Here is a 14,824-nt window from a genome sequence, read left to right on the forward strand (position 1 = left end):
GTCACACAGCTACTTTGGTCCGTCACGGAGCCTGTCGATGCCCGCCCTTCCCCTCGCCAGCCTGGCCCTGGTGCTTGTCGTTGCCGCCTTGCCCAGCCGGGCCGCCGAACCGCTACGGTTGTTGCACCTGCAACGCTGCGGCGACCTGCTGGCCAACACCGCGCAAGAGTTCTGCCTGAGTGCCCAGGGCCTGCAAAACGGAGCACTGACGGTCATGCTCGGCGGCGCCCCACTACCGGCAGAAGCATTGCAGCGCGACGGCCAGCGTCTGCGCCTGCGGCTCGAGCCCGGCGCTTACCAGAGCGCACCGATCTGGCTTGAACAACAAGGCAACGCCAGCAACCCGGTGTGGATGTCGTTGCACGGCAGCCATGTGCTGGCGGCCGGGCCCAATGACGTGGCGAAGAACATGGATGGCCTGACCACCTACATCAACCTGGTCAGTCTGATCATCGAAGAGAATGCCGATGGCCTGAGCACCGCCCGGCAACTGGCAAAAAAATACGGCGCCGAGGTGGTAGGGGCCATCGCCCCGCTCAACACCTACCAACTGCGCTTGCCGGCCAGCAACCTGCTTGAACGGGATGCCCTGGTGCTACGCCTGGGCACCGAAGTGAACGTCGATGCGGTGGTGATCGAAGAGTCCAGCGCCGAGGAAAGCGAAGGCCGGGACGATGACCTGGCAGCCGGCAAACAAGCGCCGGAGGAAAAACCCAGCGGCGATGAATGGGCTGCCAACCGATTTCTCGACGCGGTGAATTACTACCAGCGGCGCATACCTTCCGTGCATAAACCGGTGCCTACCACGCCAATTCGCGTGGGCGTGATTGAGCGCAATGTCGACTTCGACACCGCCGACTTCCACGACTACCTAGGCAGCGCGCCGCGCGAGGATGGCAAACCCAACACCCGCGTTTATGCCCGCGATGCGAACAAGCCCGACGGCCATGGCACCACAGTGGCCGGCATCCTCGCTGCCCGTTGGGACCAGGGCGGCAACACCGGTTTCCTCCGCGGTCTGGACGGCGCCGGGCCGGGCTTTGAGGTGATCGTCGAGCGCAATTCCGATGCCGGCATCACCGCCAATATCGCCGCCTCGGTGAACCTGGTGGAAGACGGCGTGCGGGTGCTGAACTGGAGTTGGGGCATTCACCGCGTCGGCGCAAAAAACATTCAGGGCGATGAAGTCGACTCCCTGGTGCGCTCCGGTCTGGCCATGAACGGCTATGAGGAGCTGCTCGAAGAGTTCTTCCTCTGGCTGCGGGCCAAACACCCTGATGTGATCGTGGTGAACTCCGCCGGCAATGGTTCGTCCTACTCCGGCGCCGACGAATACCGCCTGCCCTCCTCCTTTATCACCGACCAGTTGTTCGTGGTCGGCGGCCACCAACGCAGCGAGCGCCAGGACGTGGCGGTGAACGACCCGGCCTACGTGGTCAAACGCAGCTCCTCCAACAGCGACATGCGCGTCGACATCACGGCCGCCGCGTGCGCCCATGCCTCCACCGTGCAGGCTGACGCTGCCGGTGATGCTCACTGCGGCACCTCCTATGCCACGCCTATGGTCACCGGCGTCATCGCCGCCGTGCTCTCCATCAACCCCGACCTGCACCCTGAACAGGTGCGTATGTTGCTGCGCCGCAGCGCGATGACCATCGGTGAAGAATTCGACTTCGAGCCTGCCGATGCCGAAGACCTGACGGCACCTATTCTGCCGTCAGAGCGCAACTACGACTTGAACAACAAAGACGTCGGCCGCTCGGCACGGCTGGACATGCAGAAAGCCCTCGACCTGGCGGTGAAAAGTCGTGATCGAGTGAGGTAGGCGATATTCGCCCTACCTATTTGCAACTACGGTTGCCGGTGAGTTCGCTAGACTGCTGACTTCGTTCAACTGCCAGGAGATCAGCATGCTCAAAGCCCAATACCAGACCCGCGGCCCGGTGCCGCAGGACGTGATCGAAGCCGTCGACCTGCAACTGCCCCCGCTCACCGCCGGCCAGGTACGGATCAAAGTGCTGGCAGCCCCGATCAACCCTTCCGACGTGCTCACCCTCACTGGCCAGTACGGCATGCTGCCGCCACTGCCGGCCATTGGTGGCAACGAGGGCGTGGGCAAGGTTGAAGAACTGGGGCCGGACGTCAGCGCCCTCAAGGTTGGCCAGACCGTGTTGCTGCCAGTTGGCGCAGGCACCTGGGTGACCCACCTGAATACCGACGCCAGCAAGCTGATTCCCCTGCCCGATGCCGACCCGCAGCAACTGGCGATGCTAACCGTCAACCCGCCTACCGCCTCCCTGTTGCTCAGCCAGTTCGTCGACCTGCAACCGGGCGAATGGGTGATTCAGAACGCCGCCAACTCCGGGGTCGGCAGCTACCTGATGCAACTTGCCAAGCTGCGCGGCTTCAAGACTGTCAACGTAGTACGCCGTGACTCGGCCATCGCTGCCACCCAACAAGACGGCGGCGACGTGGTGTTGGTGGACGGCCCCGACCTGGCCAAACGTGTACGCGAAGCTACCGGCAGCGCCACCATCCGTTTGGCCATCGACGCAGTCGGCGGTGCGGCCACCGATCACCTGGCCGCGTGCCTGGGTGAAGGCGGCACCGTGGTGAACTACGGAATGATGAGCGGCGAACCGTGCCAGGTATCACCGTCGGCCATCGTCTTTCGCGACGTGACGCTGAAAGGTTTCTGGCTGGCGAAATGGTTCCGCGCCGCCAGTCAGGCGGAACAGGGCAAGGTGTTTGGTGAGCTGGTGCAGCTGATTGCCAGCGGCAAATTGAAAACCCGGATCGCAGCGACCTATGACGTCAGCCAGATCAAAGAGGCAGTTGCTGCGGCAGCGGGCGGCGAGCGTGAAGGCAAGATTCTGATCGTGCCGAAGTAAGCCCATCACCTGCATACGCAAGATGATGCAAAGAAACCTGTCATCCCCGCCTGCGCGGGGATTACGGTGGAGGGTGCGGAATTACTCCGCCGCAGGCGCTTCCGGCTTCTTGCGCTTCAACGGCGCCATGCCATCACCGCTAACCAGCGAGCTCTTGGGCTTGTTGGCGGTTTTGCGCTTGGTGGGTGACTTGGCCACGGCCTTCTTGTCGCCTTTCTTGTCGGTCTTTTTCTTCTTCACGCCGACGGCTTTACCCGAGGCTTTGACCTTTTTCGGGCCGCCGTAGGTGCCTTTCAGTTCCTTGACGGTGCGGCGCTCGAAGCTCTGTTTGAGGTAGCGCTCGATGCTCGACATCAGGTTCCAGTCGCCGTGGCAGATCAGCGAGATCGCCAGGCCTTCGTTACCGGCGCGGCCGGTGCGGCCGATGCGGTGCACGTATTCGTCGCCGCTGCGCGGCATGTCGTAGTTGATCACCAGATCCAGGCCATCCACGTCCAGACCACGGGCCGCGACGTCGGTCGCCACGAGGATTTTCACCCCACCCTGCTTCAGGCGGTCGATGGCCAGCTTGCGGTCCTTCTGGTCTTTCTCACCATGCAGCACGAACACCTTGTGCTCGGCAGCCACCAGGCGCCCATAGAGGCGGTCGGCAGCCACGCGGGTGTTGGTGAAGATGATCGCTTTCTGGTAGGTCTCGTTGGCCAGCAACCAATACACCAGCTGCTCTTTGTGCTGGTTGTGGTCGGCGGTGATGATCTGCTGGCGCACGCCATCGCTGAGCTGGCTGACAGCGTTGAGTTGCAGGTGCTGCGGGTCTTTGAGGACCGAGGCGACCATCTCGCGCAGGCCATTGCCGCCGCTGGTGGCGGAGAACAGCATGGTCTGGTGCGCGCCTTTGCACTCACCGGCCAGGCGCTGCACGTCTTCGGCGAACCCCATGTCGAGCATGCGGTCGGCTTCGTCCAGCACCAGCACTTCCACGGCCTTGAGGTCGAGGTTGCCGGCGTTCAGTTGCTCGAGCAGACGGCCAGGCGTGCCGATCAGAATGTCCGGCACCTTGCGCAGCATGGCGGCTTGCACTTTGAAATCTTCGCCGCCGGTGATCAGGCCGGACTTGATGAAGGTGAACTGCGAGAAGCGCTCCACTTCCTTCAAGGTTTGCTGCGCCAGCTCGCGGGTTGGCAGCAGGATCAGCGCGCGGATCACTACGCGGGGTTTGGCGTCGCCCATCAGGCGGTTGAGCAGCGGCAGGACGAACGCAGCGGTTTTGCCGCTGCCGGTCTGCGCGGTAACCCGCAGGTCTTTCCCTTCCAGCGCCGGCGGAATGGCCGCGACTTGTACCGGGGTGGGCTCGACAAACTTCAGCTCGGCCACGGCTTTAAGCAGGCGTTCATGCAGGGCGAATTGGGAAAACACGGGGGGCTACCTCGGCGAAGATCACTAAACAGCCGCATAGGTTACCGGTTGTTGCCCCGGAACGCCCGCAGTCTGTGCAGGCTATCGACCACAGGCGCACGCAGCGGCATTACAAAAACGCTGTGAGCTGGCATTCTGGCGCGCGAAAAAATTGCCCCGAAGGAGCCCTCATGACCGTTCTCGCCATTGCCGCCGCCTGCCTGCTCGACGCCCAGGGCCGTTTACTGCTGGTGCGTAAACGCGGCACCCAGGCGTTCATGTTGCCCGGCGGCAAACGTGAAGCGGGCGAAACGGCTATCGCCGCGTTGCAGCGCGAATTGCTCGAAGAGTTGAACCTGAGTCTGCCGGCCGAAGCGTTCGAGGTGCTCGGCCAGTTCCAGGCGCCAGCAGCCAATGAGCCCGACACCTGGATCGATGCCGACATCTTCGTCGCTCCCCTCAACCAGCCCGTGGCCGCAGCCGCTGAACTGGAAGAGTTGGCCTGGCTCGACCTGCAGGCGCCCGAGCGCGACGACCTGGCGCCGCTACTGCGGCTGCACGTGTTGCCGCGCCTGCTTGCGCAGCTGATGAATGCTGTCCCAGGCGGTTAATACGATCGCAAGCCAGATCGGGATGTAGGTCCACAGCTGCGCCGGGTTGAAGGTTTCGCCAAGAAACAGCACCGCCACGGCAAACAGCAACGCCGGCTCGACGTAACTGAGAATGCCGAATACCCCCAGCGGCAACAGGCGACTGGACGCCATCATCGCCGCGAAGGCCAAGGTGCCGAGCAGGCCGATGCCAGGCAACAACCACCACATGTGCGGTGCAACGGTGAACAGGTTGTCCGGGCCGTAGGTGAGGATCAGCCAGATCGCCACCGGCGCCAGCATAAGCATTTCCAGGATGAAGCCGGATAGCGAGTCCAGGCGCATCCAGCGGCGCAGCATGAAGTAAGGCGGGTAACCCAGCGCGGTCACCAGGGTCGCCCAGGAAAACGCCCGGGTCAGCCACAGTTCATGCAGCACACCGAGCAACGCCAGGCCCACGGCGATGCCCTGCAACGGGCTCAGGCGTTCGCGGTAGAACAGCCGGCCGACCAGCACCATCGACAGCGGCAGGAGGAAGTAGCCGAGGGTGATGTCGAGCATCATGCCCTGCAGCGGCGCCCACAAAAACAGCCCCCACTGAATGCCGATCAGCGCGGCTGCCACCGGCAAGGCCAACACCAGCAACGGCTCGCGGCGCAGGCGCTGCAAGACGCCGAACAGCAGCCCCCATTGCCGCGACAGGGCCACCAACAGCAACACCATGGGGATCGACCAGAGCACCCGTTGGGCGAAAATCTGCACGCCATCCAGCGGTGCCAGCTGTTTCACATAGCCCGGCATAAAGGCGAACAGCAACGACGCCGTCACCGACAGTGCCACCCCGCGACCGGACAGCTTCATGTCTGCTCCATCAACAAAAATAGCCGGCGACCATAGCGCGGTTGCCAGCCTTCTGTCGCGGGGTAGGTTGGGTTGAGCGCAGCGAAGCCCAACGATACGCAGGCTTAGAACCACCACCGATGCCAGACGGGGGCGTTTGGAGCCCGAACTGTTCTGTTTGAAATCGAAGATGGCGCAATCGGATTTGTATCGTTGGGCTTCGCCTTTGGCTCAACCCAACCTACGTTGTATCAAAGCTGCGCCAACCCCACCGGCTGCCGATGCTCCGCCAGATACGGCAACACGGCCGCCAGCAACGGCGCCTTGAACGCCTCCTGGAAACGATGGGCCAGCCCTGGAATCAGCTTCAACTGCGCGCCCTTGATATGCGCCGCCACATGCACGCCATGCATCACCGGCAGCAACGGGTCGGCTGTGCCATGCACCACCAGGGTCGGTACCCGCAGGCGGTCGAGCAAGGCCACGCGGCTCGGTTCGGCGAGGATCGCGAGAATCTGCCGCTGCACGCCCTGGGGATTGAAGGCGCGGTCGTAGGCGACGGCGGCCTGCTCTTTCAGCAATTGGCGATCATCGTGCACAGTCGGGCTGCCGAGGGCCGCGAGCAGGTCGGCCTGCTGTTCGATGGCCACATCGCGGTTCGGCGCTTCACGGCGGGCCAGCAGCGCCAGCAAGGCGGGCTTGGGTTCAGGCAAGCCCTGGGCGCCAGAGCTGGTCATGATCAGGGTCAGGCTGGTCACCCGTTGCGGGGCCATGTCGGCCATGTGCTGGGCGATCATGCCGCCCATGCTCGCGCCCAACACGTGAAAGCGCGACACATGCAGGTTATCCATCAAGCCCAATGCATCCTGGGCCATATCGGTGAGGCTATAGGGCGCGGCCACGGAAAAACCCAGTTTGTAGCGCAGCACCTCATAGGTGAGGTTGGCCGGCTCCGGCGCGTGCGCCCAGGTGGACAGGCCGACGTCTCGGTTGTCGTAGCGGATCACCCGAAAGCCCTGCTGACAGAGGGCGACCACCACCTCGTCCGGCCAATGGATCAACTGCCCACCCAAGCCCATGACCAGCAGCAGCGCCGGATCGGACTCACGGCCAATGCTCTGGTACGCAAGGGTCACCTCGCCCAGATCAGCCCGTTGAGTGACAACATTGACATCGCACCGCGAAGCCGCAAAAGACGGCAAGGCACACCACAAGGCGGCCCAGAAAAGAAACGCACGCATAAGAAAATACCAACACGCAAAACCCCAGTAAGGCCGGATTGTGCTGACAGACGTAGGATCGCGCTGCCACACAACCGTGACAATTTGATGAAGGGCGCCGAACGGTCGTGACGCGCACGTCGTTCTTTGTAGGAGCGGCTGGGCGGCATTCCAATCAGCCGCGATGCTTTTGATCGTAAAAGCATCGCGGCTGAAGCCGCTCCTACGAGCCACGAAAACATGATTAAAATTCAATAAAAACAAATTGAACCGCAAATTAATTCACGTTAATTTCGCTCATGTTCCCTACTCAACCCACGCCGAGAGCCCCGCCATGTTGGAACTGCGCCACCTGAAAACCCTGCATGCGCTGCGTGAAACCGACAGCCTGGTGGACGCAGCCGAGCGCCTGCACCTGACCCAATCCGCTCTCTCCCACCAGTTCAAGGAACTGGAGGAACGCCTGGGCATGCAGCTGTTCGTGCGCAAGACCAAACCGGTGCGTTTCACCAGCGCCGGCCTGCGCCTGCTGCAACTGGCCGACTCGCTGCTGCCGCAACTGCGCGCCGCCGAGCGCGACATGGCGCGGCTGGTAGGCGGCACCGCCGGCCGTCTGCACATGGCGATCGAATGCCACAGCTGCTTCCAGTGGCTGATGCCGACCATCGACCAGTTCCGCGATGCCTGGCCGGAAGTGGAGCTGGACCTGGCCTCGGGTTTCTCCTTCGCGCCCCTGCCGGCGCTGGCCCGTGGCGACCTCGACCTGGTGGTGACCTCCGACCCCATCGACCTCTCAGGCATCACCTACGTGCCGCTGTTCACCTACGAAGCGATGCTCGCGGTGGCCAACCAGCACGACCTGGCGAAAAAGCCCTATATCGTGCCCGGCGACCTGGCCAAGGAAACCCTGATCACCTACCCGGTGGAGCGCGACCGGCTGGATATCTTCACCCGTTTTCTGGAGCCGGCCGACATCGAACCGGCGCAGGTGCGCACCTCGGAGCTGACGGTAATGATGATGCAGCTGGTGGCCAGCGGCCGCGGCGTGTGCGGCCTGCCCAACTGGGCGCTGCACGAGTACAGCTCGCGCGGTTATGTGACGGCCAAACGCTTGGGCGACAAGGGTCTGTTCGCCACCCTGTATGCCGGCATTCGCACCGACATGCTCGACGCGCCGTTTATGCGCGACTTCCTGCTGACTGCCAAAGACACCTCGTTCTCCACCCTGGAAGGCGTGAGCGCGGCGAAGGAAAAGTAAAGCCGTTTGCCCTCACCGCGTTTGGCGAGGGCTTGCTGGCTTCGAGCAATCAACCGTTCGAGCAACCATCACCCATCTGCCGATACTCCACGGTGTGGCGCTGGCCCTGATGGTCTTCGAAGGTCATCCACGCCGGGCCGACGGCGCATTCGTGGTTGTCATTGGAAATGGAGATGACCCGCGCCACATCCAATTCCATGCCATAGGCATATTGCTCGACTTCTGCTTGCTCCTGGCTATCGCTGACCTGTGGCAGTTCGCCGGCCAGAGACACGCAGGCGTAGCCCGCCAACGCCAGTAAAACTAGAGCTTTCATGGGGTAGTTACCTGTTTGCAAAGTACTGCGAGGAGTAGTCGGCTGGCGCCTTTTTTCGTGGAAAATTTGCCAGCCGAGTTTCTTGCTTATTGCCTGTTTGGAGCCCGCCGCAGTCTTGTGAAAAACGGCGGTGTAACCCTGCCTTTCCGAGCATGGGCCCCTGCGTGGGGGGCGGGTTCATTTTAGGTTTTGGGGCGCTGGGCTTTAAGCGCGAAGATGGCTAAGGACTGTTGACTAGAACCGCAATAATCGCCGTCCCTCAACGTCAAAAACATCGCGGCTGAAGCCCCTCCCACAAGAAACCTCTTACCCTGTGGGAGGGGCTTCAGCCGCGATTCCTGCAAACGAAAACCGCTGATCTATTCAATCCCCAGCAACAGCTCATTGGCATCGTTACTGTCCGGGTTGATCACCACCGTGCACGTCATCCCCGCCGCCAGCAGCAGACCATCCGGCACACTGTCGATCCTGATCCGCACCGGCACCCGCTGGGCCAGGCGCACCCAGTTGAAGGTGGGGTTCACATCCGCGGTCAGCTCATGGCTCTGCGGGTTGTCGCGGTCGTAGATGCCGCGGGAAATGCTGTCGACATGGCCGTGCAAACGGGCGCCGCTCATCATGCGCATCTCGGCCGGGTCGCCGACCTTGATCAGCGGCAGGCGGGTCTCTTCGAAGTAGCCGTTGATATAAAAGGAATGGCTGTCCACCAGGGCCATGGTGGCCTCGCCGCGTTGGGCGAAGTCGCCGCGGTAGACGTTGAGGTTGGTGATATAGCCATCCACCGGCGCACGCACTTCAGTGCGTTGCAGTTGCAGGCGCGCCGCTTCCAGACGGGCCTGGGCACTCTGGTAATCGGCCAGTGCGACAGCGGCCATATGGCTGGCGTCGTCGCGGCTTTCGCGTGACACCACTTGCTCATCCATATCGGCACGGCGCTGGGCGTTGTCCTGGCGCCGGTGCAACGCTGCCTTGCGGGCGGCCACTTCAGCCTCGGCCTGCTGCACGGCCAACTGGAAATGCTCGGGGTCGATGCGCAGCAGCAGGTCGCCTTGTTTCACCGCCTGGTTATCCGCCACGGCCACTTCCACCACCAGCCCGCCGACGTCGGCCGCAATATTGATGACATCGGCGCGCACCCGCCCATCGCGGGTCCAGGGTGCGTCCATGTAGTGGCTCCACAGGGTGCGCAGAATAAGTAGCGCCAGGGCGAACACAAGCAGGCTGACCAGCACGCTGATGGTCTTTTTCGGGGACATGGGTGGGTCTCGCCTCAACGATAAATGCACAGCGCCAGCGCGCCATACAGACAGGTAAACAGGCTCACGCGCAGCAGGGTCGGGTGCCAGGCGTGGCGGTAGCAACCGAGCCACGCGAGCAGGCGGTCCAGGCCCCAACCGAGCACCACGCAGAGCAGGAACAACAAGGTAAGGCTCGGCATGTACACGCCAAGCACTTGCACTTCACGCGGCATCGGCAACTCCGGCAGCAGGCGCCAACGGCGACTCGGGGTCGAGCAAGGCGCTGCGGATAAAGTGCAGGTAGCTGAGCACGCGGCGCAGCGGCGAGGTGTCGAACTGCGGCGCGCGCGGTTCGGGCGTGGCACGGACAGCAGCGATAGCCTGCTCGACGGCGTGTAAAGCGCGCTGGCGGTTGCTCTCTTGTGGCCGCACGAACAGGCGGATCAACGCTCGCCCCATCAGGCGAATGGCCTGACGCCAGGGCGTGTGCTCGGCGTAGCACGGCTGAGCTGGCAGGCCCGCCTGCTCCTGGCGTAGCTCGATCACCGCATGGCCGATCTCCTGCACCAGAAACATCCAGCGCAGCAGCTGGCGCTGCACGTCCGGGCGTCCGGCGGAAAAACCGTGGGCCTGGTTCAGCAGGTCACGTGTGCCGCTCTCGAACCCGGCAACCAGGCCCTTGAGTTTGCCGCTGACGGCGAACACCACGCGCATGCGCAAGTCGCGCTCCAGGCGCCGCCACAACCACGGCCGGTTGGGCGGCAGAATCAGTGCCGTGGCCAGCGTGGCCATGGCCATCGACAGCAAGGCCGCGAGGTATTCGTTGATAAAGCCATAGGGGTTGTAGAGGGTCAGGTTGGCCGGCAGCGACAGCATGCAAAACCACACCAGCAGCCCCATGCCGAACCCGGCCCACTGCGGACGTGACAGCAGCAAAGCGCCACCGGCAAACACCGGCGCCAGGGCGCAGCAGAGCAAGGCAAAACCATCCAGGCGCGGCAGCACGAAAAACAGTAATCCAAAGCCCAACAGCGCCCCGCCACAGGCGCCGACAAACAACTGCGCCGCCAGGCGTTTGGGATTGGCGCCGGCCGACACCAGCCCGGTGATCATCCCCGCCGTCATCACCAGGGTGGTGCCGCTGGGCCAGGCAGTGGCCAGCCAGAAGGCGCTGAGCGCCAGCATCAGCAAGGATCCGCGCATGCCGGCGACGATGGCGGCCATGCCGTTGGCGCGCGGGGTAAAGGCGTCTTTGAAATCTTCGCGGGCGTGGTGGTGGTCGAGCAGCGAGGCGTGGGTCAGGGCATAGCTGTGCAGGTCATCGGCAAAGCGAAAGAGCAGCTCGGCGGCGGTGTTGAAGTCGAGCATCTGCGCCTCCACCGGCTGCTGCATATTCAGCTGCAAGCGGGCGCGGCGAATCTGTTCCATCAATTCCAGCTTGCAGGCCTGTAAGCGCTCAGCCAGTTGCACCGCTTCGCTGTCACTGCATAGCCGTGTGCGTAACGGCGCCAGCAGCGCGGCGACTTCCGCCAGGCAAGGCTGCAAGGCATCAACCACACCCTGCTCGCCCGCCACCTGCAAGCGCCGCAGCAGTTGATACAACGCGTGAAAGCGAGTGGAGAGTTGCATAAACTCATTGTTCAGCCGCGCCAGCCGACCGCTGCGCAGGCGAATGTGCGGGTCTTCAAAGGCGCTGGCATTGCGCAGGTTTTCCAGGCCCACCGCCTCGGCGGCGAACCGTGCATTGAGCTGTTCGAAGCGCGCCGGCGACAGCTCGCCCGCCAGGCCTTCCCAGGCGAACCCGGCAAAGTCGCGAAAGCGCAGCGCCAGGGTGCTGCGCAACGAACTGCTGCTGGTCTGCGGCAGCAGCAGACCGTTGACCACCCCGGTACAGATGATCCCCAAGCAGATTTCCAGCACCCGCCACAGCGCCGCCATAAACGCGCCCTCGGGATGCAAGGTGGCGGGCAGGCCGATCATCGCCGCGGTGTAGCCAGCCAGCACACAGGCGTAGCCACGAAAGTCGCGGTAACGGGTGGCGCCGGCCGTACACAGGCCAATCCACAGCGCCAGGCTGAGCAGAAACAGCACCCGCTCCTGGGCGAACAAGGCGATCAAGGTGACCATCATCGCCAGGCCGACAAAGGTGCCGATCAGGCGGTAAAAACTCTTGGCCAGCACCTGCCCACTCTGCGGTTGCATGATGATAAACACCGTCACCAGCACCGTGCTTGGCTGCGGCAATTGCAGGCGGTAGGCCAGCCACAACGCGAGAAACGCGGTGAGCAGCGCCTTGCCGATAAACACCCAGGTCAGGCCTTCGCTACGGCCCCAGTCGGCCAGCGTGGCGCGCCACGGCATCGCACTGAGTGAGCTCATGGTGTAGCGCCTCCGCCATTCAACACGCCGCCACCGAGGACTACCCACAGGTCAGCTTGACTGCTCAATTGCGCGGCCAGTACCTGCTGCTGCAAACGCTGCTGCTGGAACACTGCGGTTTGCGCCTGCAACACCGCACGGTAGTCGGTGAGACCGCGCTGCTGCGCCACCTCGGCCAGGCGCCGATTGTTCTCGGCAACACTCAAGGCCTGGGCAGCGAAGTGCTGTTGTTCGGCCAACGAATGCAGGCGCGTGAGCACATCGGCGACGCTGTGCAGCGCGCTGATCAGGGTCTGGTTGTAATGCTCCACAGCCAAGTCGTAGGCCGCCGTGCGTTCCCCCAGCTGGGCACGCAAACGCCCCCCATCGAAGATCGGCAAACTCAACGCCGGGCCGAGGCCGTAGGTGAGTTTGTCGTAACGGAGAAAATCCAGCCCGCCGCCCTGCACCGCCGTCGAACCGAGGCTGCCGAGCAGGTCGATATCGGGATAGAACTCGGCCTTCGCCGCCTCGATACCCTGCGCCTCGGCCGCCACCTGCCAGCGCCGCGCGACAATATCCGGACGCCGGCCGAGCAATGCCAACGGCAAGCTGTGGGGCAAGGCTGGCACCGCACTCAAGCCCAGTTGCGGGCGCTGCAAACGCTCGCCAGCACTCGGCGGCTGGCCGGCCAGCGCAGCCAACTGATGGCGGCTGAGGGCGATGGCTTCGTCCGCCAGGTCCAGTTGCCGCTGCACGTCCGGCAGCGGCAACTGCGCTTGGCTGAGCTCCAACTGAGTGCCGAGACCAGCCAACAAGCGCCGCTGCGCCAGGCTGAGCAGTTGCTGCTGTTGAACGACCGCCGCTTGGGCGATATCGCGTTCGGCAAAGCGCAACGCCAGGCCGATATAAGTGCGCAGCAGATTGCCTTGCAGCTCCAGCGCGGCGGCACGCGCATCGGTGGCCGCCACCTGGGCCAGGTTCAGCGCCCGCAACCGGTTGCTGCGCTCGCGGCCCCACAGGTCGAGGTTGTAGCTCAGGCTCAAACCCTGGGTGTTATTCCAACTGCTAGTACGCCCCAGCGAGCCGGGGCCGTAGAAATCATCCTGCGGCCAGCGCTTGCGTTGCATTTGCGCGTCGTAGCCAACCTGCGGCGACTCATCGGCCGCCACCTGCCCCGCCATGGCCTGCGCCTGACGCACCCGCGCGGCGGCCATTTTCAGGCTGGGGCTGGCGGCCAGCGCCTGGGTCATCCAGGCATTCAGTTGTGGGTCGTGGTAGGCCTGCCACCACTGTTCAGTGGGCCAGGTGATAGCCACTGAAGCCGGCTCAAGCGGCGCAGGTGCCTGGCTTAAAGGACGAATACCGCGGCTGTCGAGGCAGGCACTCAAGGAAAAGGAACACAGACACAAGCTGGCAAGGCGAAGCCATTGCCCATAGGTGCGGGGCACTGCGATACATCCTGACAAGGCGGCGGCTAATGAAGGTGTCCGGCTCTTGCTGGCCGACTCGGGAGGCGATTCTAGGTGGCGGGAGGGCGATGGATAAGCGAGGTTTTTGGCCAATCATTGTGTACTAAACTGCGACAATCTTTGGCAGGTTTCCTGCCAGACTGCGCACCCGCCATCGCCAGCAGGCTGGCGTCTCAGAGGAGTTACCGGGTGGACATCCTGTTCAATATGCGCACCTTCGTGTGCGTGGTCGAAACCGGCAGTTTTACCGCTGCCGCGCAACGTATGGACCTCACCACTTCTTACGTGTCGCGCTCGGTGGCCACCCTGGAAACCCACCTGCGCACCCGCCTGCTGCAACGCACCACCCGACGCATTGCCCTGACCGAAGCGGGTCAGCGTTACCTGCTGCGCTGCCAGCAGATTCTCGGCTATATCGAAGAGGCCGAAGCCGAGGCCAGCGACGCCCACGCGCACCCGGCCGGCAACCTGAAAGTGCACTCGATGACCGGCATCGGCCAGCACTACCTGATCAAGGCCATCGCCGCCTACAACCGCAAATACCCCGACGTCAGTTTCGACCTGACCCTGGCCAACCGCACCACCGATATCCTCGACGAAGGCTACGACGTGTCGGTGGTGATCGCCCGTGAACTGCCAGACTCGGGGCTGGTGTCGAAATGCATCGGCAGCACCTTCAGCGTGCTCTGCGCCTCGCCCGGTTATATCGCCGAAAACGGTTTTGCCCACCGCCCCGGCGACTTGCACCAACACCGCTGCCTGCGCCTGGTGAACGCCGCCATGAGCCTGGACAAGTGGCAATTCGAAGGTCCGGATGGTGATGAAATGGTCGCCATTAACCGCTCGGTGTTTCAGGTCAACACCGCCGATGCGATGACCGAAGCAGTGCGAGCCGGCATCGGCATTGGCGCCCTGCCGGTGTACTCAGCCATCGCCGGCCTGCGTGACGGCAGCCTGGTGCGGGTGTTGCCGCTGTACCGGCTGTACCAACTCAAGGTGTTTGCCCTGTACCCCTCGCGGCAATACCTGGATGCCAAGATCCGCACCTGGGTGGAGTTTCTGCGCGACACCTTGCCCGAGCGGTTGAAGGCTGATGAAGACAGCCTGCAAGAATTGAGCGGAATGCTGAAGGCGTTGTGAGGGTAAAAAGCATCGTGGCGAAAGCCACTGCCATTGAGTGTGCATACCCGTAGGAGCGGCTTCAGCCACGCTGCGCTTGAACTCGACTCGTAGTGCCAGCCCGTCT

At 63.3% G+C, this 14,824-nt stretch carries 13 protein-coding genes; 5 read left to right on the forward strand and 8 right to left on the reverse strand.

The window, feature by feature from the left end:
• Window positions 1-37 precede the first annotated feature (37 nt).
• Together C8K61_RS06605 and C8K61_RS06610 are read left to right on the forward strand one after the other, a co-directional pair.
• A complete protein-coding gene (locus C8K61_RS06605) occupies window positions 38-1,825 on the forward strand; it encodes a S8/S53 family peptidase (RefSeq protein WP_108095418.1) in 1,788 nt (595 codons plus the stop codon).
• Window positions 1,826-1,910: 85 nt separating this feature from the next.
• Window positions 1,911-2,891 carry a zinc-dependent alcohol dehydrogenase family protein gene (locus C8K61_RS06610; RefSeq protein ID WP_108095419.1) on the forward strand — a complete coding sequence of 327 codons (981 nt, stop codon included), beginning with the start codon at window positions 1,911-1,913 and terminating at the stop codon, window positions 2,889-2,891.
• A gap of 81 nt (window positions 2,892-2,972) precedes the next feature.
• On the opposite strand, the gene C8K61_RS06615 is transcribed toward C8K61_RS06610, so the two are convergent.
• Window positions 2,973-4,307, reverse strand: a complete 1,335-nt coding sequence (locus tag C8K61_RS06615) for a DEAD/DEAH box helicase (RefSeq protein ID WP_108095420.1) — start codon at window positions 4,305-4,307, stop codon at window positions 2,973-2,975.
• Window positions 4,308-4,477: 170 nt separating this feature from the next.
• Between C8K61_RS06615 and C8K61_RS06620 the strand changes: the two genes are divergently transcribed.
• Entirely contained in the window at window positions 4,478-4,897 is a 420-nt protein-coding gene (locus C8K61_RS06620) for an NUDIX domain-containing protein (protein WP_108095421.1), read from the forward strand.
• Here C8K61_RS06620 and rarD read toward each other — a convergent pair.
• Entirely contained in the window at window positions 4,832-5,737 is a 906-nt protein-coding gene (rarD, locus tag C8K61_RS06625; RefSeq protein ID WP_108095422.1) for an EamA family transporter RarD, read from the reverse strand. The genes C8K61_RS06620 and rarD overlap by 66 nt on opposite strands.
• Before the next feature lie 230 nt (window positions 5,738-5,967).
• Window positions 5,968-6,957, reverse strand: a complete 990-nt coding sequence (locus tag C8K61_RS06630; RefSeq protein WP_108095423.1) for an alpha/beta fold hydrolase — start codon at window positions 6,955-6,957, stop codon at window positions 5,968-5,970.
• A gap of 313 nt (window positions 6,958-7,270) precedes the next feature.
• On the opposite strand from C8K61_RS06630, the gene metR reads away from it, so the two are divergent.
• Window positions 7,271-8,194, forward strand: coding sequence for a transcriptional regulator MetR (metR, locus tag C8K61_RS06635; RefSeq protein ID WP_108095424.1), 924 nt, complete (start codon window positions 7,271-7,273; stop codon window positions 8,192-8,194).
• 49 nt (window positions 8,195-8,243) lie between these two features.
• Here metR and C8K61_RS06640 read toward each other — a convergent pair whose 3' ends face one another.
• The 5 genes from C8K61_RS06640 to C8K61_RS06660 all read right to left on the reverse strand — a co-directional run bounded on the left by C8K61_RS06640 (window position 8,244) and on the right by C8K61_RS06660 (window position 13,557).
• A complete protein-coding gene (locus tag C8K61_RS06640; RefSeq protein WP_108095425.1) occupies window positions 8,244-8,510 on the reverse strand; it encodes a DUF2790 domain-containing protein in 267 nt (88 codons plus the stop codon).
• Between the two features lie 359 nt (window positions 8,511-8,869).
• Complete coding sequence (locus C8K61_RS06645; RefSeq protein WP_108095426.1) at window positions 8,870-9,766, reverse strand: HlyD family secretion protein; 897 nt, start codon at window positions 9,764-9,766, stop codon at window positions 8,870-8,872.
• 14 nt (window positions 9,767-9,780) lie between these two features.
• Window positions 9,781-9,981 carry a DUF1656 domain-containing protein gene (locus C8K61_RS06650; protein WP_108095427.1) on the reverse strand — a complete coding sequence of 67 codons (201 nt, stop codon included), beginning with the start codon at window positions 9,979-9,981 and terminating at the stop codon, window positions 9,781-9,783.
• The gene (locus tag C8K61_RS06655) at window positions 9,971-12,127 is read right to left on the reverse strand and encodes an FUSC family protein (RefSeq protein ID WP_108095428.1); all 2,157 of its coding nucleotides are present in this window, start codon (window positions 12,125-12,127) and stop codon (window positions 9,971-9,973) included. The genes C8K61_RS06650 and C8K61_RS06655 overlap by 11 nt, the downstream gene beginning before the upstream one ends.
• Window positions 12,124-13,557: an efflux transporter outer membrane subunit gene (locus tag C8K61_RS06660; protein WP_108095429.1), complete on the reverse strand. Its 1,434-nt coding sequence runs from the start codon at window positions 13,555-13,557 to the stop codon at window positions 12,124-12,126. The genes C8K61_RS06655 and C8K61_RS06660 overlap by 4 nt, the downstream gene beginning before the upstream one ends.
• A 210-nt stretch (window positions 13,558-13,767) precedes the next feature.
• Between C8K61_RS06660 and C8K61_RS06665 the strand changes: the two genes are divergently transcribed.
• Window positions 13,768-14,718, forward strand: coding sequence for a LysR family transcriptional regulator (locus C8K61_RS06665; protein WP_108095430.1), 951 nt, complete (start codon window positions 13,768-13,770; stop codon window positions 14,716-14,718).
• The last annotated feature ends 106 nt before the right edge of the window (window positions 14,719-14,824 follow it).

Source organism: Pseudomonas sp. GV071, assembly GCF_003050835.1.
In the GTDB taxonomy this organism is placed as follows: domain Bacteria; phylum Pseudomonadota; class Gammaproteobacteria; order Pseudomonadales; family Pseudomonadaceae; genus Aquipseudomonas.